Raw genomic sequence first — 23,682 nt, 5'->3', positions numbered from 1 at the left:
TGCATGACCGTTGCGAAATCGTGATGGATCCTCGCATCGGATGGTCCCGATGCGCTCATACGATGCGGATAGGCGGGCCGCTGGGGTCGCCACGTCGCACCAGGAGCTCCCATGGCCATCATCTCCCGAGCGCTGCTCGCGCTGGCACTCGCGATGGCGATCGTGGTCGCGCCGCTGCAAGCGCCAGCCGCGCAGGCGCTCTCCACCATCCGCTACGCCGGCTCAGATCGCTTCGCAACGAGCGTCGAGGTGTCGAAGTGGTCGGACGGCTGGGCGGGCTCCACGGTGTTCCTCGCCTCTGGACTGAAGTTCCCTGACGCGCTCGCCGCGGGTCCCGTCGCGGCGGCAGAGCGCGCGCACCTCCTGCTCACGCGACCGGAGTACGTCGACACGACGGTCATGGCGCGCATTCGCGCGCTCGCGCCTGCCGAGGTGGTGATCGTCGGATCCGAGGCATCCGTGTCCGCAGCGGTGGCGGACCAGGTGCGCACCGCCACCGGCGCGCAGATCACACGCCTCGGCGGGCGGGACCGTGTCGAGACCTCGCTGCTCCTGCTCGACCGCCTGCTGGCCGTCCCTGAGACCACCGTCGACACCATCTGGGTCGCATCCGGGCACAATTTCCCAGACGCGCTCGTCGCGGCGTCGGTCGCCGGCACCCGGCGGCACGCCGTCGTCCTCGACTACCACGACGGCACGCCGAGCGGCGTCGAGGCGTGGCGGCAACGCGTCGCGCCCTATGTGCAGGGGCGAGTCGTCAACATTGCCGGCGGCGGCCCGTCGGTCAGCAGCTACGACGAGCAGGTGCTCCGCTGGTCGGGGACCACCGGTGTCTTCCGCTACTCCGGATCCGATCGTTACGAGACCGCTCGCGTTATCAACGACACGTTCAACCCCAGTCCATCTGACCGCACGATGATGCTCGCGACCGGCGAGAACTTCCCCGACGCTCTCTCGGGCGCCGTCCACGCAGCGCTCCGAGGCATTCCCCTGTACCTCACGCCCAAGGCGTGCCACGCCCGCATCTCGGACATGCTCCGGGGTGAGGCGAGCCAGCGCGGCATCGAGACCGTCGTCGGTCTCGGCACCTCTGCGTCGATCAGCGATCAGGCATTGTCGCTCGGACCCTGCCCCGTGTTCACGGCTTTCCAGCAGGCAATGGGCGACCGGTACGGGACGTTCACGAGCCGGTCGTACTCCGGGACCGGGGGCCAGGTGATCGATCTGGACACCGAGGTGTACGCGGGTCTGATCACAGCGACGCACCGCGGTGAGGCCGAGTTCGCAGTGTCGGCGCTCGCTTCGAACTACGAGGAGATCGCACAGCCGGTCTGGCACTGGGGCGGCTACAACGGCTCGGTCGTGTTCGACGGCACCTGGTCTTGGAGCGAGAGCTATATGACCCGCCACCTCCAGGTCACTGCTGACGGCCCGTGGACGCTCCGCCTCGACGACATCCGTCACGTGCCGGAATTCTCCGGCGCTGCTTGGGGAACAGGCGACGCGGCCTACCTCTACGGGGCGGGCGCGGGCGTGCTGGATGCGCAGTACACCGGGGACTCGAGCTTCGTGGTCGACCAGCGATGGTTTGAGGACGATTGGGAGTACGCCAACACCTTGATTCTGCACAGCGGCAACTACGCCGGTTCCGTGCCGATCCAGGCCGGGCCCGGCTGGGTGCAGATCATCGGGCAGGGTGATTGGTCCGTGTCACTGCGGCAGGGCGCGCGGGCCGACGATCCGTCGCTGCAGCTCGACCGCTCGGTTGCGGAGCGGGAACTGCCGCGCCGGGCGCAGCCCTAGGAGCGCGCGGCCCGCTCGAGGGTGCGGTAGGCGTATCGGAGGCCCGTGCGGCTGACGTGCCAGCCCTCGGCCGGGTCGCGCGCGACCTCGCGCCACGAGGCATCCGCGACGGGCGCGGTCGTGTCGCCGGATGCGTCGAGGTCGATGTCGGTGACCTCGAGCCGGTCAGCGCGGTCGAGGGCGTCGCGGTAGACGCGGCCGCCACCGATGATCCACACCTCGTCGTCGATCGCGCGCGCGGCCTCGAGGGCGTCGTCGAGGCTCCGCACGATGCGGGCACCCGGTGCGACGTAGTCGTGGTCGGAGGTGATGACGATGTTGTCGCGGTCGGGCAGCGGGCGGTAGCGCTCCGGGAACGACTCCCAGGTGCGGCGGCCCATCACGACCGGGTGCCCAGTGGTGATCGCCTTGAAGCGCGCCATGTCCTCCGGCAGCCGCCAGGGCATGTCGCCCGCGTCGCCGATCACGCCGTCGCGCGCCTGCGCCCAGATCATCCCGAGCATCAGACGGCCACGGGCGCCTTGATCGCCGGGTGGTGCTCGTAGCCGACGACCTCGAGGTCGTCGTACTCGACGTCGAGCACCGAGTCGCGGTGCGTCCGCAGCCGCAGGGTCGGCAGCGGGTACGGCTCGCGCGTCAGCTGCTCGGTGACCTGCTCGACGTGGTTGTCGTAGATGTGGCAGTCGCCGCCGGTCCAGATGAAGTCGCCCACCTGGAGGCCGGTCTGCTCGGCGATCAGGTGCGTCAGCAGTGCGTAGCTCGCGATGTTGAACGGCACGCCGAGGAACATGTCGGCCGACCGCTGGTACAGCTGGCACGACAGCTTCCCGTCGGCGACGTAGAACTGGAAGAGCGCGTGGCAGGGCGCGAGCGCCATGCTCGGGATGTCGGCCGGATTCCAGGCGGAGACGATCAGCCGGCGCGAGTCGGGGTTCCGGCGGATCTCGTCGATGACCTGCTGGATCTGGTCGATGGTCTCGCCGCCGGGCGTCGGCCACGAGCGCCACTGCACGCCGTAGACCGGGCCGAGCTCGCCATCCGCGTCGGCCCACTCGTCCCAGATCGTGACGCCCCGCTCCTGCAGCCAGCGCACGTTGGAGTCGCCGCGCAGGAACCAGAGCAGCTCGAGCGCGATCGACTTGAAGTGCACGCGCTTCGTGGTGATGAGGGGGAAGCCCTTGGACAGGTCGTAGCGCAGCTGGCGGCCGAACACCGAGCGCGTGCCGGTGCCGGTGCGGTCGCTCTTGTGCTCGCCGTGCGCGAGCACGTCGGCGAGGAGCTCCTCGTAGGGGTGCGCTCCGGGCTCGTTCGCGGTCATGATGCCTCCTGGCGTCCAGTCTTCCGCAGCCGCCGCAGCTGCCGGCGCAGGCCGAGGGATGTGCGGGCAGCGTGTCGCGCCCGGCGGCGGTCGCGCGCCGCGTCGTAGGCCATCGACAGCCGCAGCCACGACGCCCACGACTCCGGGTTCGCCTCCACGTCGGCCTTCGCGATGGGGAAGGCCTGCTCGGCGGCATCCTTGTCGGCGCGGCCCGATGGCGTGCCGGGCAGCGGCGCCGGCATGCCGCCGGCCGCCTCGAGCTCGGCGACGGCACGCTCCAGCTGCACGCCGAAGACGACCTCGCGGATGAGCGCCCAGGCGCCGGCGAGGAAGGTCACCACCACGGCGACGCCGACGACGATCGCGAGCGGCTCGCCCGTGGCGATGAACCGCACCGCGCGGTCGCCGGCGACGACGACGTAGAGCGCGAGCAGCGCCGCCATCGCGAGCGCGACCGACTTGCGGAGGCCGACGCGAGCGGCGGGCCGATCCGTCACGTCAGGCCCAGCAGGTCGTCGATGCCGACGGTCACGCCCGGCTGCCGCTCGGCGCGCAGCGCGAGCAGGATGCCGGCGCTGTAGGAGTCGCTCGACGTCGTGTCGTGCCGGATCGTGAGGGTCTCCCCCGTGCCGCCGAAGACGATCTCCTGGCGCGCGACGACGCCCGGCAGGCGGAGCGCGTGCACGGGCACGCCAGCGATGATCGTGCCGCGGCCGGGCTCGTCGGGCGTCGCGGGCCGGAAGCCGCGCACCGCGCCGATCGCCTCCGCCGTGCGGGTCGCGGTGCCGCTCGGGGCGTCGCGCTTGCGGTCGTGGTGCGCCTCGACGACCTCGACGGCGGTGAAGTGCCGGGCCGCGATCGTCGCGAGGTGCGTCTCGAGCACGCTGCCGAGCGAGAAGTTGGGCACGATGCGGATGCCATCGGCGCCGCGGTCCCGCAGGTCGCGGATGCGCTCCTGCGTCCATCCGCTCGTGCCGACGACGACGGGCACGCCCGCGTCGACGGCGGCGTCGACGAGCCGCTCGCTCGCATCGAGCACCGTCGCGTCGAAGATCGCGTCGAGCCCGGCCAGGTCGAGGCCCTCACGCACGTCGAGCTCGATCGGCTCGAGGTCGTCGGCCGCAGCCACCAGCCGCAGCGCGAGGGAGCCGAGCCTGCCGGTCGAGCCCGCGATGCCGATGCGCCTGGTGCCTGCCATGGCGTCAAGCCTACGGCCCAGCCCGTGCGGCGAGCGCGGCCGCAGACCGGTCGTAGGGTGGTCGGGTGGCTGTCACGATCGCACCCGAGGACCCCGCTTCCGCCGTCGCGCAGGCCCTGCTGCACGCCTACTTCTCCGACCGCGCGATCTCGTTCGTGGGCGGTGTCTACACGCCGAAGCCTGCGGACCCCGCGACGCTGCGCGCCCCAGAGGGCGCGTTCCTGGTCGCCTGGTCGGACGGCGAGCCGGTCGGCTGCGGCGCGCTGCGGCGGCTGTCGCCGGAGCGGTTCGAGGTCAAGCACCTCTACGTCGCACCGGCGGGCCGCGGCATGGGCACGGGCGCGTCGCTGCTCACCGCGCTCGAGGCGCGCGCGGTCGAGCTCGGTGCGAGCGAGGTCGTGCTCGACACCAACAGCGCGCTGACGGCTGCGAACCGGCTCTACACGACCCGGGGCTACGCATCCGTGCCCGCCTACAACGACAACCCGAACGCGACGACCTGGTTCCGCAAGCCGCTCGCCTGAGCCCGCACCTCAGGCACAACGCAAGCCCGAGCGACGATCGGCGCGCCGATCTCGGTGTGATCCCTGCGTCAGCCGCAGGAAGGGACCCGCGGGCTTGCGTTGTGCGGAAGGTCGCGACCCGTCGGCCGGGGCGGGCTGGCCGGGCCGCTAGTAGGGCTGCGGGATGGGGAGGCCCGTTCGGTCCTCCGGGGGCAGGTGGCCGAGGTCGTTGTGCACGACGAGCTGCGGCGGCTTGCCCGAGCGCCGGCGGATGATCGTCAGGCCGCAGTTCGCCTGGTTGAGGCCCATCCACTGCCAGTGCGGCGACTGCATGACCTCGCGCACGAACCAGCCGATGACGAAGTTGTGGGTGATGAGCAGCTCGTTGACGTCGCCGCGCGATGGGCGCAGCCAGTGCTCCGCGGCGTCGTGCATCTGCGCGGCGCCCGCCTCGGCCTCCGCGGGCCGGATGCTCTTCAGGAACGACTGGAAGGGCAGCGGCGTGTCGGGCTCGAGCCCCGACGGGATGCAGTCGAGCAGCAGCGACGACGGCTCGAACTCGACGGCCGGGAGCCGCTGCTGCATGATCGCGGCGGTCTCGGTCGCGCGCAGCAGCGGCGACGTCCAGGCGCTGTCGAAGTGGACGCCCGAGAGCCGCTGCGCGATGGCGTGGGCCTGCCGGACGCCGCGCGGCGAGAGCCTGCCGTCCTCGACGCCGTGCTCTGCGTCGACCTGCTCCCCATGTCGTACGAGGTAGAGCAGGTGCGCCATCGTTCCTCCACTCGGCGCATCGATGCGCCGGTCCGTGCAGGGCGCGTCAGTGCCCTCGTGATCGTCATGGAGCGGCTGCGGCCGCTCCATCCACCCTAGCCGAGCCGGGGGACACGAGCTGGGTGTCGAGGCCCTCCGGCACCTGGCCGACGGCCGCGATCGAGCGGGATCCGGATGCCAGCTCGGCGGCGAGCGCCCGCACATCCGCGTCGGTGACGCGATCGATCCGCTCGAGCGTCGCGTCGATGTCGAGGAACTCGCCGAGCGTCAGCTCCGCGCGGCCGAGCCGCGACATACGCGTGTCGGAGTCCTCGAGCGCGAGCGCCGACCCGCCAGCGAGCTGCCCCTTCGCACGCCGCAGCTCCTCGTCGCTGGCGCCGTCGGCGAGCCGCTCGAGCTCGCCGAGCATGAGCTGCGCCACCTCGAGGGTCTTCCGCGGCGCGCACGCGGCCGCCATGCCCATGAGGCCGGCATCGGCGTAGCCGGATGCGTAGGAGTAGACCGAGTAGGCGAGGCCGCGCTTCTCGCGGATCTCCTGGAAGAGCCGCGACGACATGCCCGCGCCGAGCACGGCGTTGAGCACCGCCATCGCGCCGCGCCGCGGGTCGGTCGCGGTGAGGCCGGGCGTGCCGATCATGAGGCTCACCTGCTCGAGCGGGCGCTGCACGACGGTCAGGCCGCCGGCGGCGTAGGGCTGCGCCGCGCGGTCGCGCCGCGGCCTCGGGCTCGCTGCATCGAGCGACCAGCCGTAGCGGACGAGCGCCAGCTGCAGCTGCTCGACGACCGCGTCGTGGTCGACGGCGCCCGCGACGGTGACGACCAGGTCGCCCGGCCCGTAGTGCTCGCGGTAGTGCTCGGCGACGCGGTCGCGCGAGACCTCGGTGATCGATGCTGGCGTGCCGCCGATCGGCCGGCCGAGCGGCGCCTCGAGGCCGAGCACGAGCTCGCTCAGCCGCTCCCCCGCGACGTCGCCCGGGTCGTCGTCGGCCATCGCGAGCTCTTCGAGGATGACGTCGCGCTCGCGCTCGAACTCGTCGGGGTCGAGCAGCGACGACGTCACCATGTCGGCGAGCACGTCGACCGCCATCGGCAGATCACGGTCGCGCACCTTCGCGTAGTAGCAGGTGTGCTCCTTGGCGGTGAGCGCGTTGTGCTCGCCACCCACCTCGTCGAAGGCCACCGCGATGTCGAACGCCGACCGCGTCGGCGTGCCCTTGAACAGCAGGTGCTCGAGGAAGTGCGTGGCGCCGCGAGCGTCGTCGCGCTCGTCGCGCGAGCCGACCGGCACCCAGAAGCCGACGGTCGCGCTCAGCGCCCCCGGCACGCGCTCCGTGAGCACGCGGACGCCGCTCGGCAGCACGCTGCGGCGCACGAGCGCACCGCCCGCTGCTGCGATGGCGATCTCAGGGGTCTCGAGCGGGAGCTGGACTGCGGGCATCCGTCCAGCCTAGGCGCAGACGACGGATGCCCCCACCCGGGAGGGTGAGGGCATCCGTCGTGGGAGCGACTACTCGGCCGCGTCCGCCGACTCCGTCGACTCGACCGCATCCGCAGCCGGCGCCGACTCGTCGACGATCTCGAGCGAGAGCTTGCCGCGGTCGTCGATCTTCGTGATCTCGACCTGGATCTTCTGGCCGATCGACACGACGTCCTCGACGCTCTCGATGCGCTTGCCGCCGTTGAGGGCGCGCATCGCGGTGACGTGGAGCAGGCCGTCGCGGCCCGGGAGGAGCGAGACGAAGGCGCCGAACGACGCCGTCTTCACGACGGTGCCGAGGTAGCGCTCGCCGAGCTCCGGGTTGAGCGGGTTGGCGATCGCGTTGACCGCGGCGCGCGCGGCCTCCGCCGAGGGGCCGTCGACGGCGCCGATGTAGACGGTGCCGTTGTCCTCGATCGAGATCTGGGCGCCCGTGTCGTCCTGGATCTGGTTGATCGTCTTGCCCTTCGGGCCGATCAGCTCGCCGATCTTGTCGACCGGGATCTGCACGCTGATGACGCGCGGCGCGGTGGGCGCCATCTCGTCGGGGGCATCGATGGCGGCGTTGAGGACCTCGAGGATCTTCGTGCGCGCCTCCTTCGCCTGCGTCAGCGCGCCGTGGAGCACGGAGGCGGGCAGGCCCGAGAGCTTCGTGTCCAGCTGGATGGCCGTGATGAACTCGGGCGTGCCGGCGACCTTGAAGTCCATGTCGCCGAGCGCGTCCTCAGCGCCCAGGATGTCGGTCAGCGCCGCGTAGCGGACCTGGCCGTCGACCGTGTCGCTGACGAGGCCCATCGCGATGCCCGCGACCGGAGCGCGCAGCGGCACACCGGCGTTGAGGAGCGCGAGCGTCGAGGCGCAGACCGAGCCCATCGACGTCGACCCGTTCGAGCCGAGCGCCTCCGAGACCTGGCGGATCGCGTAGGGGAACTCGTCGCGGCTCGGGAGCACCGGCATGAGCGCACGCTCGGCGAGCGCTCCGTGGCCGATCTCGCGGCGCTTCGGGCTGCCCACGCGGCCGGTCTCACCGGTCGAGTAGGGCGGGAAGTTGTAGTTGTGCATGTAGCGCTTCGACGTGACAGGGCTGAGCGAGTCGATCTGCTGCTCGAGCTTGAGCATGTTGAGCGTCGTGATGCCCATGATCTGCGTCTCGCCGCGCTGGAAGATCGCGGAGCCGTGCACGCGCGGCACGACGGCCACCTCGGCGTCGAGCGGACGGATGTCGGCGAGGCCGCGGCCGTCCATGCGGATCTGGTCGGTGAGGATGCGGCCGCGGACGACCTCCTTCGTCACCGCCTTGTAGGCGCCGGAGACCTGCGTCGCGACGATCGAGTCGAGCTCGCCGCGCTCGATGCGCTGCGCGATCTCCTGCTTGACCTGCTCCTTGAGCTGGTCGTCGGCGTCCTGGCGCTCGAGCTTGCCCGCGATGCGGTAGACCTCGCCGAGACGGTCCTTCGCGATGCCGCGCACGGCCTCGAGGGCCTCGGGCGAGTAGGGCGGGAAGAGCGGGTACTCCTGCGTCGGCTTGGCGGCGGTCTTCGCGACCTCGGCCTGCGCGGCGACGAGCTGCTTGATGAACGGCTTCGAGGCCTCGAGGCCCTGCGAGACGATCTCCTCGGTCGGCTTCACGGCGCCGCCCTGGATGAGCTCCCAGGCGTTGTCGGTGGCCTCGGCCTCGACCATCATGATCGCGACGTCCTCGACGCCCGCGGCGTCGGTGACCACGCGGCCGGCGACGACCATGTTGAACACGGCCTGCTCGAGCTGCGAGTGCTTGGGGAAGGCGACCCACTGGCCGTCGATCAGTGCGACGCGGACGCCGCCGATCGGGCCGTCGAACGGCAGGCCGGAGAGCTGCGTCGACATGGACGCGGCGTTGATGGCGAGCACGTCGTAGAGCTCGTCGGGCTCGATCGCGAGCACGGTGACGACGACCTGCACCTCGTTGCGGATGCCCTCCACGAACGACGGGCGCAGCGGCCGGTCGATGAGGCGGCACGTGAGGATCGCGTCGGTCGAGGGGCGGCCCTCGCGACGGAAGAACGAGCCGGGGATGCGGCCCGCGGCGTACATGCGCTCCTCGACGTCGACCGTGAGCGGGAAGAAGTCGAAGTTGTCCTTCGGGTGCTTCGAGACGCTCGTGGCGCTCAGCAGCATCGTCTCCTCGTCGATGTACGCGACGGCTGCGCCCTGGGCCTGCTGCGCGAGGCGGCCGGTCTCGAACCGGACGGTGCGCGTGCCGAAGCGGCCGTTGTCGATGACAGCCTCGGCGAATGTGATCTCGGGACCTTCCATGAAGGTCACTCCTCTCCTGTGCCCGCGAGGGCACGACATGGATGTCGTGCACCGGTCGCGGCACGGAGTGGTCATCAGTGGAGAGCGCCGAAGGCGACTTCGGCACCCTCCACCAACGACCAGCTCTCGAGCAGGTGCGAATCGGGCGCACGACGGCCGCAGACGCGGCCTCGGACAGGCTATCAGCACGGGCCGCGGAACCCCAGGAGGACGCGCTTCAATCGACTCGTGCCCATGCCGCCGCAGCCCGACCTCCGTCCCCTGCACCAGCCGCGCTCGAGGGAGGCCGACGCCCATGCGCGGCGATGGCTCCGCGCGCACCGCCAGCCGGCGGACGTGCCTGCCATCGGGCTCGCGGTCGCCGGGTGGGTGCTGCTGCTGCCCGGCGCCCTGCTCGTGCTCGCCGCGCTGCCCGGCGACGCCGATCCCGCGATGCCGGTCGTGGGCGGCGTGCTCGCGGGCATCGGCGCTGCGCTGCTCGTGTGGCGCGGCGGTCGCCGACGCGACGCGCTCCGGCGCACCGCGCGACTGCTGCCCTTCGCGGAGGCGAACGGGCTCGGCTACGCGCAGCGAGCCCTGCTCGGGCCGAAGCCCGCCGCGGCGCTGCGGGAGGGCTTCGACTGGGTCGCGCGCGACGTCCTGCGCGCGCCGGATGGCGCGGAGTGGGGCGTGTGGCGATACCGGCTGCTCGCGCGCCGCGGGCACGAGGAGCTCCGCGGGTACGTCGAGCTGCCGTGGGCGGCGGCCGCGCCGCCGGCCGGCTTCGTCGCGGCGCTCCGCGACGCACCGATGCCGCTGGACGTCGAGGTGGCGGGCGGCGCGCTCACGGTCACGGCCCGCTCGGGGTGGCGGATGGACGATCCGGCGGTCCAGGCGCTCGTGCACCGCATCCGCACCCTCGCGGCGACGCGCGACGGCGAGCGTCAGCCCGTCGCGCCGGTGCCCATGCCGGCCATCGCGTCGACGGCAGCGGGTCGGCGCCATGCGGCGAGCGCGCTCCTGATCGGCGCGGGCGTCGCGGTCGCGGCGATCGCGGTCGCCGTCGCGCAGTCGCTCGTGCGCGCCGCCGGATAGCACGAAGGAGGGTGGTTCCTGAGCAACGACGAAGGGCCGCCCCCGCAGGGACGGCCCTCCTCGAACGCTTCGAAGGCTAGCGGCGCAGACCGAGGCGCTCGATGAGCGCGCGGTAGCGGGAGATGTCGATCTCCTGGAGGTAGCCGAGCAGGCGGCGACGCTGCCCGACGAGCAGCAGCAGACCACGACGCGAGTGGTGGTCGTGCTTGTGCTCCTTCAGGTGCTCCGTGAGGTCCTTGATGCGGCGCGACATGAGCGCGACCTGCACCTCGGGGCTTCCGGTGTCGCCTTCGTGCGTGGCGTACTCCTCGATGATGGCCTTCTTGATCTCTGCGTTCAGGCTCATGGTGTGAAACCCCTCTCTCCTCGCAGCGCGGTGCCCCTGCCCGATGCAGGAGCGCTCTCTGTCCGCGGCCGGTCTACGGCAACCGCTCGACTCTACCAGAGATGGGGGTTCAGCGGCGCGGCGGCCACGCGGCGTCGATGTCGCCGAACCGCTGCACACGGGCGGTGGGCGCCGCGACGGGCGCGCCGACCGCCATCGCCACCGGCTGGCCCATCACCGCGGAGGCCATCCCCCGTCGGTGCTGCACGAGGCGCGCGAGCAGCGTGGCCTCGTCGGCCATGCTGCTGCGGCTGCGATCGCGGCCGACGAGAGCGCGCTGCCGGCTGTTGGCGAGCCGGGTCGCGGTGATGATGTAGTCGCGCATCGTGCGACGCAGGCCGCGCTTCCGCGCCCAGGCCAGCAGCGATGCCCGGCCGTCGCCCGTCGAGAGGCGCTCGACCTCCTCGGCCGTGAACCATCCGGCACGGCCGTAGTCGTGCAGGCGAGCACGCGTGATCCGGATCTCCTGCCGCAGCAGCAGCCAGACGAGCCCCGCCGCGAGCACGCAGAGCGGCACCTGCACGACGAGGTAGTAGACGAAGAAGCCGACGGTGCCGCCGGGCACCCACCAGCTCGACGAGTTCCAGAGCGCGTGCAGGAGCGCCGAGACGAGCCAGCCGGCCGGGAACGCGAGCAGGATCCACCAGCGCGAGCGCAGCCGCGCGGCGAGGCCGAGCGCGAGCCCGATGCCGACGGCGGTGAAGATCGCGTGCGTGAGCGGGCTCATGATGCCGCGCAGGAAGAAGATGAAGGATCCGTCGCCCGACTCCGCGAGCGACGTGCCGAAGTAGAGGATGTTCTCGGTGAACGCGAACCCCGCGGCCGAGAGCGCCGCGAAGACGACGCCGTCGACCGGGCCGTCGAACGTGCGCCGGAAGAACAGGAACATGATGACCACCGGGATGGACTTCCACAGCTCCTCGGTGATGGGCGCCTGCACGACCGTGGCGTAGAACTCGTACTGCTCCTGCGACTGCAGGAAGGGCGTGACGATCGGCTCGAGCACCCACGCGTTGAGCGCGAGCGTCAGCAGCACCGCGGCGACGCCGCCCCACAGCGCCGCGAACCACATCGCGATGCGCGGCTCGGGCTCCCAGCGGTCGATCGCGAGCACCGCCCAGATGACGAACGAGAGCGGCACGAGCGCCATCACGCCGGAGGTCGCGACGACGAGCGGGTTGCCGATCGCCCCGCCCAGCACGAGGATCACGCCGAACGACGCGAGCGCGAGCACGGCGATGCCGATGATGCCGGCGATCAGCCCGACGTCCGGGCCCTTCGGCTGCGCGAGCGGCGAGAGTGGAGCGGTGGCGGTCACGCAAGGAGCGTAGCGAGTCCCGCCCCGCTCCTCGCGGTCCGCGTGCCGGTCAGGGCAGGTCGTCGGGCGAGATCACCGGGATCGCCTGCGTCACGGGCTGCAGGCCCGACAGCCGCGCGGGCGCGAGCAGCTTCTCGACCCGCTCGCGATCCATCAGCCCGCCCTCGACGACGAGGTCGGCGATCGACTTGTGGCTCGTGAGCGCCTCGTGCGCGAGCTTCGCCGAGTCGGCGTACCCGAGGTAGGGCGTCAGCGCCGTGACGACGCCGACCGAGGTGCCCACCATGAGCCCGAGGCGCTCGCGGTTCGCCTCGATGCCGTCGACGCAGTTCACGCGCAGCGTGAGGCACGCCTGCGTCATCCAGTGCAGGCTCTGCAGGATCTGGTGCGCGATGACCGGCTCGAAGGCGTTGAGCTGCAGCTGCCCGGCCTCGGAGGCGGCGGTGACCGTCGCATCCGACCCGATGACCGCGAACGCGACCTGGTTGACGACCTCCGGGATGACCGGGTTCACCTTGCCGGGCATGATCGACGAGCCCGCCTGCTTCGGCGGCAGCGTGATCTCGCCGAGCCCTGCCTGCGGGCCGGACGACAGCAGTCGAAGGTCGTTGCAGATCTTCGAGAGCTTCACGGCGCAGCGCTTGAGCGTGCCGGACAGCGTCATGAACACGCCCGTGTCGCTCGTCGCCTCGATGAGGTCGGCGGCCGCGACGATCGGGAGGCCCGTGAGCTCCGCGAGGTGGCGGCAGGCCGCCTCGGCGTAGCGCGGGTCGGCGGTGATGCCGGTGCCGATCGCGGTGGCGCCGAGGTTGACCTCGCTGAGCCACGCGATGGTCTCCTCGAGCCGGTCGCGGTCCTCGCGCAGCGTCACGGCGAAGCCGCGGAACTCCTGGCCGAGCGTCATCGGCACCGCGTCCTGCAGCTGCGTGCGGCCGACCTTGAGCACGTCGCGGAACTCGACCGCCTTCGCGTCGAACGCGTCCGTCAGCCGCACGAGCTCGTCGAGCAGGCGGCGGAGGGTGAACGACATCGCGACCTTGATCGACGTCGGGTAGGTGTCGTTCGTCGACTGCGAGCGGTTCACGTCGTCGATCGGGCTGAAGTGCTCGTAGTCGCCCTTGGCGTGGCCGAGCTCGACGAGGCACGCGTTGGCGATGACCTCGTTCGTGTTCATGTTCGTCGAGGTGCCCGCGCCGCCCTGGATGACGCCGACCTTGAACTGGTCGTGCAGCTCTCCGCCGCGGATGCGCCGGCAGACGCGGTCGATGAGGTCGGCCTTGTCGGGGTCGAGCACGCCGATCTCGCGGTTGGCGCGCGCGCACGCCTGCTTCACGACCGCGAGCGCGTTCACGAGGTCGGAGTAGACCGAGATCGAGCGGCCCGTGATGGGGAAGTTGTTGAGCGCGCGCTCCGTGTGGATCCCCCAGTACGCGTCGGCCGGCACCGGCAGCTCGCCGAGCGAGTCGCGCTCGATGCGCGTCGGGCCGGCGTAGATGCGCTCGCCCTGCGGGGCGGGGTCGAGCTTGTACGTGGGGGTGTCGGTCATGCTGGCTCCATTGCCTTCGGTGCCCGGTGGCCGGGTGGGCGTCGCGGGCGCGGACGCGGGTGCGGGGTTCGCATGTGAAGCGTAGCCGCCCGTCATGCCAGCGCGGCCCGGAGCTCCTCGCCGATCGCCGCGATGCCGGTCTCGACCTCGGCGAACGTCGTGCTGAGCGGCGAGAGGCCGACCCGGATGCCGTCCGGGCCCCGGAAGTCGGGGATGACGCCGCGCGCCCAGAGCCGCTCGGTGACCTCCCGGAAGGCCGGGTGCGTGACCGTGAGGTGGCTGCCGCGCGTCGGCCCGGCCGGCGGGCTCGCGAGGCGCGCGCCGAGCGGGAGCACGTGCGCCTCGAGCGACGCCTCTGCGAAGTCGGTGAGCGCGACCGACTTCTCGCGCACGGCGTCGACGCCGACCTGCTCGAGCAGCTCGACCATCGCCTCGAGCGCCACGGTCGCGAGCACGGGCGGTGTGCCGCTCGCGAAGCGGCGCAGGTCGGGCGCGGGCTCGTAGCTGGGCGCCATCGCGAAGACGTCGGCCGCGCCCATCCAGCCCTGGATCGGCTGCGCGAGCGCCGTCTGCAGGTCGCGCCGCACATAGCCGAAGGCGGGCGAGCCAGGACCGCCGTTCAGGTACTTGTAGGTGCAGCCGACCGCGAGGTCGACCCCGCTCGCGTCGAGCTCGGTCGGGATGACGCCGGCCGAGTGGCACAGGTCCCACAGCACGAGCGCGCCCGCGTCGTGCGCTGCGGCGGTGATGCCCGCCACGTCGGCGACGTGGCCGGAGCGGTAGGCGACGTGGCTGAGCAGCACGAGCGCGGTGCGCTCCCCCACGGCCGCTCGGACCTGCTCGAGCGTCGCCCCGGCGGCGCGGTCGACCTCGATCCAGCGGATGTCGAGCCCGCGCTCCGCGGCGACGCCCTCGACGATGAACCGGTCGGTCGGGAAGCTGTCGTCCTCGATGACGATCTCGGTGCGACCGCTCCCCGCCTGCGCGTCGACCGCGGCGCGCACGAGCTTGTAGAGCAGCACGGTGGTCGAGTCGCCGACGAAGGCCTGACCGGCGGCCGCGCCCACGAGCGCGCCGAGCCGGTCGCCGAGGTCGTAGGGGCGACGCATCCAGCCCTCGTCCCAGCCGCGGATGAGCCGGGTGCCCCAGTCGTGGCCGATGAAGCGCGCGAAGCGCTGCTCGAGCGCCGCGAGCGGTCGGCCGAGCGAATTGCCGTCGAGGTAGGAGACGACGCTCGGGTCGCGCACGAACGCGGCGGTGTGCGCCGCGAGCGGGTCTGCGGCGTCGAGCGCGGCGGCGCGGGCGGCGGTGTCGGTCATTCGTCCTCCATGTGGAACCAGTCGAGGGGCAGCGAGCTCGCGCGGTCGAGGCGGGCGAGGAACGACGCATCGTCGTGGACGGCCGCTGCCACGCCGCCGAAGGTGCCGCCCGCGGGCAGCAGCCGCTCGGCCAGCAGCGCGTCGACGAGCGCCGTCCCGTCGATCCCGGCGCGGCGCAGCGCCGCGACCTCCGCCGGGTCGAGGTCGAAGCGCTCGCTGCCGTTGCCGAGATCGGTGCCGTAGGCGACGGCTCCCCCGGCGGCTGCGAACCGGGCGAGGTTGTCGGTCGCGCGCGCGAGCGCCGCGTCGTCGCCGTCGCGCTCGTGCATCGCGAGCGTCGAGATCCAGGTCTGGCGCGCCGCTGCCGCGCGGATGACGTCGTCGCTCAGGCGCTCGGTCCACGGCGCGTGCGCGAGCACGTCCACGCCGGCGACGAGGGCGCGCTCGGCCATCCCATCGCCCTGCACGTGCGCGACGAGCGGCAGTCCCGCGTCGTGCGCGTGCCCTGCGAGCGCCTCGAGCAGGGCGTGGTCGAGCACCGGTCCCGCCTCGGCGTGGAGCGTGACCTTGATGACGGATGCGCCGGCGTCGGCCGCGGCGCGCACCGAGCGGGCCGCGTCGTCCACGTCGGCGAGCTCCACGACGGCGCCGGGCGGCGCCCACGCGCGATCGGACGGGTAGCCGCCGACCGCGGCGTGGAAGGGTCCCGCGACGCGCACGTCGAGGCCGCGGTGCGCGGCACGCGCCGCTGCGGCGAGGCCGGGGAGCGCCTCCGGGGCCCAACCGAGGTCGAGCACGCGGCCGAGCGCGGTCGGCTCGCGCCGGCTCGCGTCGGTGAGCCCGAGGTGCACGTGCGCGTCGGTGATGGGCGGCATGAGCACGCCGCCGATCCGGGTGCGGACGCGCTCCGGCGCCTCGTCGGGCGGCACGAGCCGCATGCCGGTCTCGCTCAGCTCGACCACCGCATCCGTCACCCAGAGACCGCCGATGCGCGCGCGGTCGACGCGGGCGATGATCGGCGCGGTCACCCCTCGAGCCGCGTCCGCACGGCGTAGAGCTCGGGGAAGAAGGTGAGGTCGAGCGCGCGGCGCAGGAAGTCGGTGCCGCTCGAGCCGCCCGTGCCGGTCTTCATGCCGATGGTGCGCGAGACGGTGCGGAGGTGCCGGAAGCGCCAGAGCTGGAAGTTGTCCTCGAGGTCGACGAGCTCCTCGCACGCCTCGTACTCGCGCCAGTGCTCCGCGCCCTCCGGCTGCCCGGCATCGGTGTAGATGCGCGTGAAGACGTCGACGAGCGGCTCGCTGAAGACGTGCGCCTTGCGCACGTCGCGGTCGAGCACCTCTGCGGGCACAGCGTGGCCGCGGCGCGCGAGCAGGCGCAGGAACTCGTCGTAGAGGCTCGGCCGCTCGAGCTCGGCCGCGAGCGCCGCGTGGTCGGCCGGGTTGGAGGCGAAGACCTGCAGCATCCGCTCGTGCTTGTTGCCGAGCGCGAACTCGACGAGGCGGTACTGCGCCGACTGGAAGCCGGACGCGCTCGCGAGCGCGCCACGGAACTGCACGTACTCGGTGGGCGTGAGCGTCGCGAGCACCGACCACTGCTGCGTCAGCACCTCCTGGATGTGCTTCACGCGCGCGATGCGCTTGAGCGCCGCGCCGAGCTGGTCGGCGGCGAGCAGCGCGCGGGCGTCGTCGAGCTCGTGGATGACGAGCTTGAGCCACAGCTCGGTCGACTGGTGCTGGATGATGAACAGCAGCTCGTCGTGGTGCTCCGGCTCGCTCCGCGGGTGCTGCGAGGCGAGCAGCGTGTCGAGGCCGAGGTAGGAGCCGTAGCTCATCCGCTCCCGCAGGTCGGTGACGATGGTCGACTCGATCTCGCGCGTGTTGTCCGCGACGCCCACGGGGGCCTCCTTCGATGCTTGGCCACAACGCTAACGCGCGGCGCGCACCGCCACGAGCACGGTCGCGCCGAGCTCCTCGTCGTCGCGCTGCTCGACGCCGCCGAGCCCGGCGCGCTGCAGGATGCCGGTCGCGACGTCGACCTGCTCGGGAGCGAGCTCGATCGCGACGGTGCCGCCCGGCGCGAGCCGCGCGGCGATCGCCGGGGCGAGGGCGCGGAGCGGCGCGAGCCCGTCGGCGCCGCCGTCGAGCGCGAGCAGCGGCTCGTGGTCGCGGGCGTCGTGCGGCATGTGGGCGAGCTCGCGCGTCGGCACGTAGGGCAGGTTCGCGGCGATGACGTCGAAGGCGGCGGATGCGTCGAGCACGTCCGGTGAGTCGGCCCGCAGCACGAGGGCGGTCGGCAGGTTCTCGCGAGCGCACGCCACCGCGACCGGGTCGGCGTCGATCGCGACCACCTCGATCCCCGGCACGCGGTGCATCGCGAGCGCCGCGATCGCGCCGGAGCCGCAGCCGAGGTCGAGGAGGCGAGCGCCCGGCGGCAGCGCGCGGAGGGCGTCGGCGACGATGGTTGCGAGCAGCACGGTGCGGCGTCGCGGCACGAAGACGCCCGGCCGCACCACGACGCGCAGCTCGGCGAAGGCGGCGCTGCCGACGATCTGCTCGATCGGCTCCCCCGCCACCCGGCGCTCGACGAGCCGCTCGAGCGCCGCGGCATCGGTCGCGGCGCGGCAGAGCTCGGCCAGCTCCTCCTCGGCGAAGACGCTGCCGCTCGCGCGCAGGGCGTGCACGAGCAGGGCATCCGTCGCGCGCGCATCCGCCATCGCTCCCCCGTCCGCCCCGGAACCCCGGTCGGCGACGACGATAGCCTGCTCGCGTGGTGGGCATCGATGACCGGGCGATCGACGACCTGATCGCGCTCGTGCAGCTGCCGACCGAGCGCGAGGAGCAGCTGCCCGCGTTCCAGTCGGCGCTCCGCGACCGCTTCCCGCGGCTGTTCACGGCGCTCGAGGTCGAGTCCGTCGGCGCGACGCTGCTCGCCCGCTGGCCAGGCCGCGGCGACGAGCCCGGTGCCGGCCCGGCGCTGCTCATGGCGCATCAGGACGTCGTGCCGGCGCCGCCGGAGGGGTGGACGCATCCGCCCTACAGCGGCCACCGCGACGCGACGCACGTGTGGGGCCGCGGCACGCTCGACGACAAGGGCTCGCTCGTGGGCATCTGCGTGGCGATCGAGGCGCTGCTCGCCGAGGGCTTCCGGCCGGCGCGCGACGTGTGGCTCGTCTTCGGCCACGACGAGGAGACGATGGGCACCGGCGCGGCGTCGGCCATCGCGGCGCTCGACGCCGCGGGGGTGCGGCCGGCGTGGGCCCTCGACGAGGGCGGCGCCGTCATCGAGCCGCCGATCGCGGGCGTCGAGCGCGACGTCGCGGTCGTGGGGGTGGCCGAGAAGGGCTTCGCGAACATCCGGATGCGCGTCGCGCAGCTCGGCGGGCACGCGTCGACGCCGCCGCGGCTCGCGGCGACCTCGCGGCTCGCCCGCGCGATCCGGCGGCTCGACCGCGCGCCGTTCCCCCGCTCGCTGCCCGAGCCGTCGCTGCGCATGCTCGAGCTGCTGGGCGCCGAGGCCCGCGGCGCGCAGGGCGCCGTGCTGCGGCGGGTGCGGCGCTCCCGCCCTCTGGTCGAGCGCATCCTCGCCCGCGGCGACGAGACGCGCGCGATGCTCTCGACCACTGCGGTCGTGACGCAGCTCTCGGGCTCCGCGGCGCCGAACGCGCTCGCCGAGGAGGCGATCGCCGTCGTGAACGCGCGCATCGCGACGGGCTCGAGCGTCGACGACACGATCTCGCTCATACGCCGCGCGATCGCCGACCCGCTCGTCGAGCTCGAGGTGCTGCACGGGCACGGCCCGAGCCGCGAGAGCCCGGCGAGCGGACCGGGATGGGTCGACATCGAGGCGGCGGTCGCGCGGATGCGACCCGACGTGCTCACCGTGCCGTACGTGATGCTCGGCGGCACCGACGGCCGGCACGCGCACCGCATCACCGACCGCGTCTACCGCTTCACGCCGTTCGCCATGACGCGCGAGGAACGCCTGACGCTGCACGCGCGCGACGAGCGCATCCGCATCGACACCTGGCTCGACGGCTGCCGCTGGTACGCCGACCTGATCGAGAGGAGCTGCTGATGACCCGCTTCGCCATCGACGCGCCCACCGCGCTGCGCATCGTCCGGGAGGGCGTCGACGTCGGCGACCACCAGCTCGTCGGGGCGGGGGCGCTGCGCTCGCAGGCGATGCAGCTGCTCTACGCCGCCGTGCGCGCGAGCGAGGTCGACGCGGGCGAGGTGCGCGGGGTGCTCGACGGGATCGCCGGGCTCAAGATGCGGCTGCTCGGCGATCGCGTCTCGCGCGCGACCGCCTGGAAGATCGCGACGCACCTCGACTGGGACGACGTGATGCTCGCCGAGCCGCTCGCCGTCGCGACGCTGCAGGCCGACGTGCTCGTGACCGACGACCCGGTGCTCGTGGGGGCGTCGGAGGGGCTGGTGGAGCGGGTGTCGTGGGAGGGGTTCGTGCGGACGGTTGGGTGAGGGTTGGCTCCGTGGGGGCGCGGGGGTCGTGGGTCGGCCGGGTCGGCCGGGTCGGCCGGGTCTTTCGCTAGCCGGAGCGGCTGGCTGACGGGGCGGATCGGCCGGGATGCTGTGCGGGGCGCGCGGGTGCGTCGGTCGCGGTGGCGGTGGGCCGGCTCTCGTGTGGTCGTCCTCCGTTTGCGGTACCGAGTGGCCTCTCTGCCGTTTGCGGTACCGAATGGTCGCTCTGGCGGCGTTCCGGCGAACACTTGGTACCGCAAATCGGGCCGAGGAAGGCGCGCGCACTCGCTTGCGGTACCGAATGGTCGCTTTGGCGGTGTTCAGGCGACCATTTGGTACCGCAAACCGATTAGGGGCGCGAGCGCGAAAGTGGCGATCAGGCGCGGGAGCGCCACAGGTGCGTGACTCCGGCGCCGATGACCGCGCCAACGAGCAGCGTCATCGCGAAGGGGATCACGAGCGGGTCACCCGAGAGCAAGCTCCACGCCATCGCCCCGATGATGACGGCGCTCTCGATCGCCATGCACGTGTGCCACACATCCCACGGTGCCGACCACCACGAGCCATTCGCGCCCGCCGAGAGGGGCAGCGAGAGGACCAGCCATGCTCCGAGCAGCGCGATGCGGTGCCATCCGTCCTGGGGCAGCAGCCACCAGACCAGGAACAGCGCGGGAGCCAGGAACGCGTACGCGTACCGGCAGAGCAGCATGCCGCGCGTGACCAAAGGAGCCGCGCGCCTCGGCACGCTCCCGACGCGCCCCGACACCGGGTTCGCGATCCGCTCCATCGCCACCTCCTCGCGGCCAACCTAACCCGCGACAGCACGTTTCCGGTACCGATCTGCGGGTGCGGGCGGCGGGCACCCGCAGATCGGTACCGGAGATCGCCACCTGACCGGGACTCGGCGACGGCGGACTCGGGTCAGGCGTGCGTCGGGCGCTCGTGGTCGGCGTGACCGGGCGGCTCGAGCTGGAAGGTCGCGTGCTCGAGCGGCACGGGGAAGTGCTCGGCGACGCAGGTCTGCAGCGCGTCGAGGATGCGCGGGGCGTGCCCGTCGTGGAAGCACGCCTCCTCAACCACGACGTGCGCGGTCAGCTGGTGCGAGCCCGTGCCGAGCGTCGAGGCGTGCAGGTCGTGGACGGCGAGCACGTGGGGCTGCTGCTCGAGGTGCGCGCGCACGTCGTCGAGGTCGAGCTCCGCCGGCGCCGCCTCGAGCAGGATCCGCCCGGTGTCGCGCAGCAGCACGACCGACCGCGGCACGATGAGGGCCGCGACGAGCGCGCTCGCGATGAGGTCGGCCTGCTGGAAGCCCCACAGCCAGATCGCGGCGCCGGCCGCGATCACCGCGACCGAGCCGATCGCGTCGTTCAGCACCTCGAGGAACGCTGCGCGCAGGTTGAGGCTCGAGACGCGGCCGCCGGCCAGCACGGCGAGCGCGCCGAGGTTGCCCACCAGCCCGACGACGCCGAAGGCGAGCAGCAGCGGGCCGGGCACCTCCGTGGGCTCCCCGAGCCGGCGCACGCCCTCGACGACCACGACCAGCGCGACGATGAGCAGCGCCGCGGCCTGCGCGGCCGCCGCGAGCACCTCGACGCGCACGAGGCCCCACGTGCGGCGCCCCGACGGCGGCCGGCGAACGAGCGCCTGCGCGCCGAGCGCGACGCCGAGGCCGGCCACATCCGTCAGCATGTGCACGGTGTCGACGAGCAGCGCGAGGCTGCCGGTGACGATCGAGCCCAACACCTGCGCCGCGAAGAGCGCCGCCGTGATTCCGAAGGCGATCGCGACGCGGTTCGTGCCCGCGCCGCCGCCGTGGGCGTGCGCATCCGCGTGCACGTGCCCTCCGCCCATGACGACGGCGCTCCGCTGCCGATCCGCCGCTAGAGGCGCGACTTCGTGTGCCAGACCGTCTTCGTCTCGGTGAGCGCGAGGATGCGCTGCGGCGTCTCGGGCGCGAGGCCGGGCTCGGGACGGATGACGCGCTTGAGCGTGTCGGCCGCGATCACCTCGAGCTCGACCCAGTCGAGGCCGCCGGCACCGGTGAGGTCGAGCGCGTTGACGTCGGCGTGACCCGCGAGCCACGGCGCGAGCTCGGCCGGGTCGCCGGTGAGCACGTTGACGACGCCGCCGGGCAGGTCGCTCGTCGCGAGCACCTCGCCGAGCGAGATCGCCGCGAGCGGCGAGGACGCGGCGGGCACGACCACGACGGCGTTGCCGGTGACGAGCGCGGGCGCGATGACCGACGTGAGACCGAGGAGGCCCTGCTGCTGCGGGGCGACGATCGCGACCACGCCGGTCGGCTCGGGCACCGACAGGTTGAAGTAGGGGCCCGCGACCGGGTTGGCGCTGCCTCCGATCTGGGCGATCTTGTCGGTCCAGCCGGCGTGCCACACCCACAGGTCGATGGCGTCCTCGACCTGCTGCTGCGCGCGGGCGGCGCTGAGGCCCTCGCTGCGCACGAGCTCGTCGACGAACTGCGCCTTGCGGCCCTCGAGCACCTCGGCGACCCGGTAGAGCACCTGGCCGCGGTTGTACGCGGTCGCGCCCTCCCAGCCGGGCTGCGCCTTGCGGGCGGCGCGGACGGCGTCGCGCGCATCCTTCCTGGATGCCTTCGCGACGTTGGCGACGAAGCCGCCGTCGGGGCTGCGCACCTCGGTCACGCGCCCGGACTCGCTGCGCGGGAAGGCGCCGCCGATGAAGAGCTTGTAGGTCTTCGGCACGTCGAGGCGCGTCGCCGTCTTCGTGGTCGCCATCACTTGCCTGCCTTCAGGTATGCCTGCATGCCCTGGATGCCGCCCTCGCGGCCGTAGCCGGACTCCTTGTAGCCGCCGAACGGGCTCGTCGGGTCGAACTTGTTGAACGTGTTCGTCCACACCACACCCGCGCGCAGCTTGTCGGCGACGGCGAGCACGCGGCTGCCCTTGTCGCTCCAGATGCCGGCCGACAGGCCGTACGGCGAGTTGTTGGCCTTCGCGATCGCCTCGTCGGGCGTGCGGAACGTCAGCACCGACAGCACCGGGCCGAAGATCTCCTCGCGGGCGATCGTCGACGACGCCTCGACGCCGGTGACGACGGTCGGCGGGAACCAGTAGCCCTGCGCGGGGATCTCGCACGCGGGCGACCACCGCTCGCCGCCCTCGGCCTCGCCGCGATCGACGAGCCGGGTGATGCGCTCGAGCTGCTCGGCCGAGTTGATGGCGCCGACATCGGTGTTCTTGTCGAGCGGGTCGCCGAGGCGCAGCGTCGCCATGCGCTCCTTGAGCCGCTCGAGCACCGCGTCGTGCACGTTCTCCTGCACGAGCAGGCGGCTGCCTGCGCAGCACACCTGGCCCTGGTTGAAGAAGATGCCGTTGACGATGCCCTCGATCGCCTGGTCGAGCGGGGCGTCGTCGAAGACGATGTTCGCGCCCTTGCCGCCGAGCTCGAGCGTGAGCTTCTTGTCGGTGCCGGCGATGGCCTTCGCGATCTCGCGGCCGACCACGGTCGAGCCGGTGAACGCGACCTTGTCGACGTCCGGGTGCCGCACGAGCGCGGCGCCCGTGTCGCCCGCACCCGTGAGCAGGTTCACGACGCCCGCGGGCAGGCCAGCCTGCTCGCAGATCTCGGCGAACAGCATCGCCGTGAGCGGGGTCGTCTCGGCGGGCTTCAGCACCACCGTGTTGCCCGCGGCGAGCGCCGGGGCGACCTTCCACGCGAGCATGAGCAGCGGGAAGTTCCACGGGATGATCTGCGCGGCCACGCCGTGCGGCTGCGGCGCGGCGCCGAGGCCGACGTGGTCGAGCTTGTCGGCCCATCCGGCGCAGTGGAAGAACCACTGGGCGACGAGCGGCACGTCGGCGTCGCGGGTCTCCTTGATGGGCTTGCCGTTGTCGAGCGTCTCGGCGACCGCGAGCTCGCGGGCGCGCTCCTGCAGCAGCCGCGCGATGCGGAAGAGGTACTTGCCGCGGTCGCGGCCGGACATCGGACCCCAGACGGTGCGGAAGGCGGTGCGCGCGGCGGCGACCGCTGCATCCACGTCGCCCTCGTCGGCGGACGCGAACATCGCGATCCGCTGCTCGGTGGAGGGCGAGATCGAGGCGAACGGCGTGCCGCCGCCGTCGACCCACTCGCCGCCGATCCAGAGCCGGTAGTCGTCGCGCAGGTCGAGGATGGAGGTCGACTCGGGAGCCGGCGCGTAGTCGAGGAATGCCATGGGGT

The 23,682-nt window shown here is 72.7% G+C and carries 23 protein-coding genes; 5 read left to right on the top strand and 18 right to left on the bottom strand.

Annotated elements, in window-relative coordinates:
* Window positions 1–111 precede the first annotated feature (111 nt).
* The gene (locus tag ACVWW9_RS10000; RefSeq protein ID WP_456515362.1) at window positions 112–1,803 is read left to right on the top strand and encodes a cell wall-binding repeat-containing protein; all 1,692 of its coding nucleotides are present in this window, start codon (window positions 112–114) and stop codon (window positions 1,801–1,803) included.
* Here ACVWW9_RS10000 and ACVWW9_RS09995 read toward each other — a convergent pair.
* From ACVWW9_RS09995 to dapB, 4 genes are read right to left on the bottom strand one after another with little or no spacing between them, the layout of a single operon-like run.
* Entirely contained in the window at window positions 1,800–2,297 is a 498-nt protein-coding gene (locus tag ACVWW9_RS09995) for a dihydrofolate reductase (RefSeq protein WP_456515361.1), read from the bottom strand. The genes ACVWW9_RS10000 and ACVWW9_RS09995 overlap by 4 nt on opposite strands.
* Before the next feature lie 8 nt (window positions 2,298–2,305).
* Window positions 2,306–3,121: a thymidylate synthase gene (locus ACVWW9_RS09990; RefSeq protein WP_456515360.1), complete on the bottom strand. Its 816-nt coding sequence runs from the start codon at window positions 3,119–3,121 to the stop codon at window positions 2,306–2,308.
* On the bottom strand, window positions 3,118–3,618 hold the full coding sequence (locus tag ACVWW9_RS09985; RefSeq protein ID WP_456515359.1) for a hypothetical protein: 501 nt from the start codon (window positions 3,616–3,618) through the stop codon (window positions 3,118–3,120). The genes ACVWW9_RS09990 and ACVWW9_RS09985 overlap by 4 nt, the downstream gene beginning before the upstream one ends.
* Window positions 3,615–4,319: a 4-hydroxy-tetrahydrodipicolinate reductase gene (gene dapB, locus ACVWW9_RS09980; RefSeq protein WP_456515358.1), complete on the bottom strand. Its 705-nt coding sequence runs from the start codon at window positions 4,317–4,319 to the stop codon at window positions 3,615–3,617. The genes ACVWW9_RS09985 and dapB overlap by 4 nt, the downstream gene beginning before the upstream one ends.
* Before the next feature lie 65 nt (window positions 4,320–4,384).
* Here dapB and ACVWW9_RS09975 point away from each other — a divergent pair, with 65 nt between their 5' ends.
* On the top strand, window positions 4,385–4,843 hold the full coding sequence (locus ACVWW9_RS09975) for a GNAT family N-acetyltransferase (protein WP_456515357.1): 459 nt from the start codon (window positions 4,385–4,387) through the stop codon (window positions 4,841–4,843).
* Window positions 4,844–4,990: 147 nt separating this feature from the next.
* Here ACVWW9_RS09975 and ACVWW9_RS09970 read toward each other — a convergent pair whose 3' ends face one another.
* The 3 genes from ACVWW9_RS09970 to ACVWW9_RS09960 form a co-directional block, all read right to left on the bottom strand.
* Entirely contained in the window at window positions 4,991–5,593 is a 603-nt protein-coding gene (locus ACVWW9_RS09970) for a histidine phosphatase family protein (protein ID WP_123697513.1), read from the bottom strand.
* A gap of 64 nt (window positions 5,594–5,657) precedes the next feature.
* On the bottom strand, window positions 5,658–7,031 hold the full coding sequence (locus tag ACVWW9_RS09965; protein WP_456515356.1) for a M16 family metallopeptidase: 1,374 nt from the start codon (window positions 7,029–7,031) through the stop codon (window positions 5,658–5,660).
* Between the two features lie 69 nt (window positions 7,032–7,100).
* Window positions 7,101–9,365, bottom strand: a complete 2,265-nt coding sequence (locus ACVWW9_RS09960; protein WP_354255228.1) for a polyribonucleotide nucleotidyltransferase — start codon at window positions 9,363–9,365, stop codon at window positions 7,101–7,103.
* A 234-nt stretch (window positions 9,366–9,599) separates the two neighbouring features.
* Between ACVWW9_RS09960 and ACVWW9_RS09955 the strand changes: the two genes are divergently transcribed.
* Entirely contained in the window at window positions 9,600–10,439 is an 840-nt protein-coding gene (locus ACVWW9_RS09955; protein WP_456515355.1) for a hypothetical protein, read from the top strand.
* 76 nt (window positions 10,440–10,515) lie between these two features.
* Here ACVWW9_RS09955 and rpsO read toward each other — a convergent pair whose 3' ends face one another.
* The 7 genes from rpsO to ACVWW9_RS09920 form a co-directional block, all read right to left on the bottom strand.
* The gene (gene rpsO, locus ACVWW9_RS09950) at window positions 10,516–10,785 is read right to left on the bottom strand and encodes a 30S ribosomal protein S15 (protein ID WP_123697509.1); all 270 of its coding nucleotides are present in this window, start codon (window positions 10,783–10,785) and stop codon (window positions 10,516–10,518) included.
* A gap of 109 nt (window positions 10,786–10,894) precedes the next feature.
* On the bottom strand, window positions 10,895–12,142 hold the full coding sequence (locus ACVWW9_RS09945; RefSeq protein WP_456515354.1) for a PrsW family intramembrane metalloprotease: 1,248 nt from the start codon (window positions 12,140–12,142) through the stop codon (window positions 10,895–10,897).
* Window positions 12,143–12,191: 49 nt separating this feature from the next.
* A complete protein-coding gene (locus tag ACVWW9_RS09940; RefSeq protein ID WP_354255236.1) occupies window positions 12,192–13,688 on the bottom strand; it encodes an aspartate ammonia-lyase in 1,497 nt (498 codons plus the stop codon).
* Window positions 13,689–13,780: 92 nt separating this feature from the next.
* A complete protein-coding gene (locus ACVWW9_RS09935; protein ID WP_456515353.1) occupies window positions 13,781–15,007 on the bottom strand; it encodes a kynureninase in 1,227 nt (408 codons plus the stop codon).
* A complete protein-coding gene (locus tag ACVWW9_RS09930) occupies window positions 15,004–16,035 on the bottom strand; it encodes a hydrolase (protein ID WP_456515352.1) in 1,032 nt (343 codons plus the stop codon). Before ACVWW9_RS09930 ends, ACVWW9_RS09935 begins: the two co-directional genes overlap by 4 nt.
* Entirely contained in the window at window positions 16,032–16,901 is an 870-nt protein-coding gene (locus ACVWW9_RS09925; RefSeq protein WP_354255244.1) for a tryptophan 2,3-dioxygenase, read from the bottom strand. Before ACVWW9_RS09925 ends, ACVWW9_RS09930 begins: the two co-directional genes overlap by 4 nt.
* A gap of 30 nt (window positions 16,902–16,931) precedes the next feature.
* The gene (locus tag ACVWW9_RS09920; protein ID WP_456515351.1) at window positions 16,932–17,720 is read right to left on the bottom strand and encodes a N5-glutamine methyltransferase family protein; all 789 of its coding nucleotides are present in this window, start codon (window positions 17,718–17,720) and stop codon (window positions 16,932–16,934) included.
* Between the two features lie 53 nt (window positions 17,721–17,773).
* On the opposite strand from ACVWW9_RS09920, the gene ACVWW9_RS09915 reads away from it, so the two are divergent.
* Together ACVWW9_RS09915 and ACVWW9_RS09910 are read left to right on the top strand one after the other, a co-directional pair.
* Window positions 17,774–19,081 (top strand): M20/M25/M40 family metallo-hydrolase, encoded by a 1,308-nt coding sequence (locus ACVWW9_RS09915; protein ID WP_456515350.1) that lies wholly within the window; start codon window positions 17,774–17,776, stop codon window positions 19,079–19,081.
* A complete protein-coding gene (locus tag ACVWW9_RS09910) occupies window positions 19,081–19,485 on the top strand; it encodes a hypothetical protein (RefSeq protein WP_456515349.1) in 405 nt (134 codons plus the stop codon). Before ACVWW9_RS09915 ends, ACVWW9_RS09910 begins: the two co-directional genes overlap by 1 nt.
* Window positions 19,486–19,861: 376 nt before the next feature.
* Here the strand turns inward: ACVWW9_RS09910 and ACVWW9_RS09905 are convergent, their stop codons facing one another.
* The 4 genes from ACVWW9_RS09905 to ACVWW9_RS09890 all read right to left on the bottom strand — a co-directional run bounded on the left by ACVWW9_RS09905 (window position 19,862) and on the right by ACVWW9_RS09890 (window position 23,677).
* Window positions 19,862–20,272 carry a hypothetical protein gene (locus tag ACVWW9_RS09905; RefSeq protein ID WP_456515348.1) on the bottom strand — a complete coding sequence of 137 codons (411 nt, stop codon included), beginning with the start codon at window positions 20,270–20,272 and terminating at the stop codon, window positions 19,862–19,864.
* A 134-nt stretch (window positions 20,273–20,406) separates the two neighbouring features.
* On the bottom strand, window positions 20,407–21,336 hold the full coding sequence (locus ACVWW9_RS09900; protein ID WP_456515347.1) for a cation diffusion facilitator family transporter: 930 nt from the start codon (window positions 21,334–21,336) through the stop codon (window positions 20,407–20,409).
* 29 nt (window positions 21,337–21,365) lie between these two features.
* On the bottom strand, window positions 21,366–22,238 hold the full coding sequence (locus ACVWW9_RS09895; protein WP_456515346.1) for an aldehyde dehydrogenase family protein: 873 nt from the start codon (window positions 22,236–22,238) through the stop codon (window positions 21,366–21,368).
* A complete protein-coding gene (locus ACVWW9_RS09890; protein WP_456515345.1) occupies window positions 22,238–23,677 on the bottom strand; it encodes an aldehyde dehydrogenase family protein in 1,440 nt (479 codons plus the stop codon). Before ACVWW9_RS09890 ends, ACVWW9_RS09895 begins: the two co-directional genes overlap by 1 nt.
* Window positions 23,678–23,682: the final 5 nt, after the last annotated feature.

It is taken from the genome of Agrococcus sp. UYP33, assembly GCF_054060915.1.
This window is presented reverse-complemented; position numbering and strand designations above follow the sequence as displayed.

Coding starts and splice junctions, on each gene's coding strand:
- ACVWW9_RS09905 (WP_456515348.1), bottom strand. CDS start 20,272: ATGGAGCGGATCGCGAACCCGGTGTCGGGGCGCGTCGGGAGCGTGCCG.
- ACVWW9_RS09910 (WP_456515349.1), top strand. CDS start 19,081: ATGACCCGCTTCGCCATCGACGCGCCCACCGCGCTGCGCATCGTCCGG.
- ACVWW9_RS09970 (WP_123697513.1), bottom strand. CDS start 5,593: ATGGCGCACCTGCTCTACCTCGTACGACATGGGGAGCAGGTCGACGCA.
- ACVWW9_RS10000 (WP_456515362.1), top strand. CDS start 112: ATGGCCATCATCTCCCGAGCGCTGCTCGCGCTGGCACTCGCGATGGCG.
- ACVWW9_RS09940 (WP_354255236.1), bottom strand. CDS start 13,688: ATGACCGACACCCCCACGTACAAGCTCGACCCCGCCCCGCAGGGCGAG.
- ACVWW9_RS09890 (WP_456515345.1), bottom strand. CDS start 23,677: ATGGCATTCCTCGACTACGCGCCGGCTCCCGAGTCGACCTCCATCCTC.
- ACVWW9_RS09960 (WP_354255228.1), bottom strand. CDS start 9,365: ATGGAAGGTCCCGAGATCACATTCGCCGAGGCTGTCATCGACAACGGC.
- ACVWW9_RS09900 (WP_456515347.1), bottom strand. CDS start 21,336: ATGGGCGGAGGGCACGTGCACGCGGATGCGCACGCCCACGGCGGCGGC.
- ACVWW9_RS09965 (WP_456515356.1), bottom strand. CDS start 7,031: ATGCCCGCAGTCCAGCTCCCGCTCGAGACCCCTGAGATCGCCATCGCA.
- ACVWW9_RS09895 (WP_456515346.1), bottom strand. CDS start 22,238: ATGGCGACCACGAAGACGGCGACGCGCCTCGACGTGCCGAAGACCTAC.
- ACVWW9_RS09920 (WP_456515351.1), bottom strand. CDS start 17,720: ATGGCGGATGCGCGCGCGACGGATGCCCTGCTCGTGCACGCCCTGCGC.
- ACVWW9_RS09955 (WP_456515355.1), top strand. CDS start 9,600: ATGCCGCCGCAGCCCGACCTCCGTCCCCTGCACCAGCCGCGCTCGAGG.
- rpsO (WP_123697509.1), bottom strand. CDS start 10,785: ATGAGCCTGAACGCAGAGATCAAGAAGGCCATCATCGAGGAGTACGCC.
- dapB (WP_456515358.1), bottom strand. CDS start 4,319: ATGGCAGGCACCAGGCGCATCGGCATCGCGGGCTCGACCGGCAGGCTC.
- ACVWW9_RS09995 (WP_456515361.1), bottom strand. CDS start 2,297: ATGATCTGGGCGCAGGCGCGCGACGGCGTGATCGGCGACGCGGGCGAC.
- ACVWW9_RS09935 (WP_456515353.1), bottom strand. CDS start 15,007: ATGACCGACACCGCCGCCCGCGCCGCCGCGCTCGACGCCGCAGACCCG.
- ACVWW9_RS09990 (WP_456515360.1), bottom strand. CDS start 3,121: ATGACCGCGAACGAGCCCGGAGCGCACCCCTACGAGGAGCTCCTCGCC.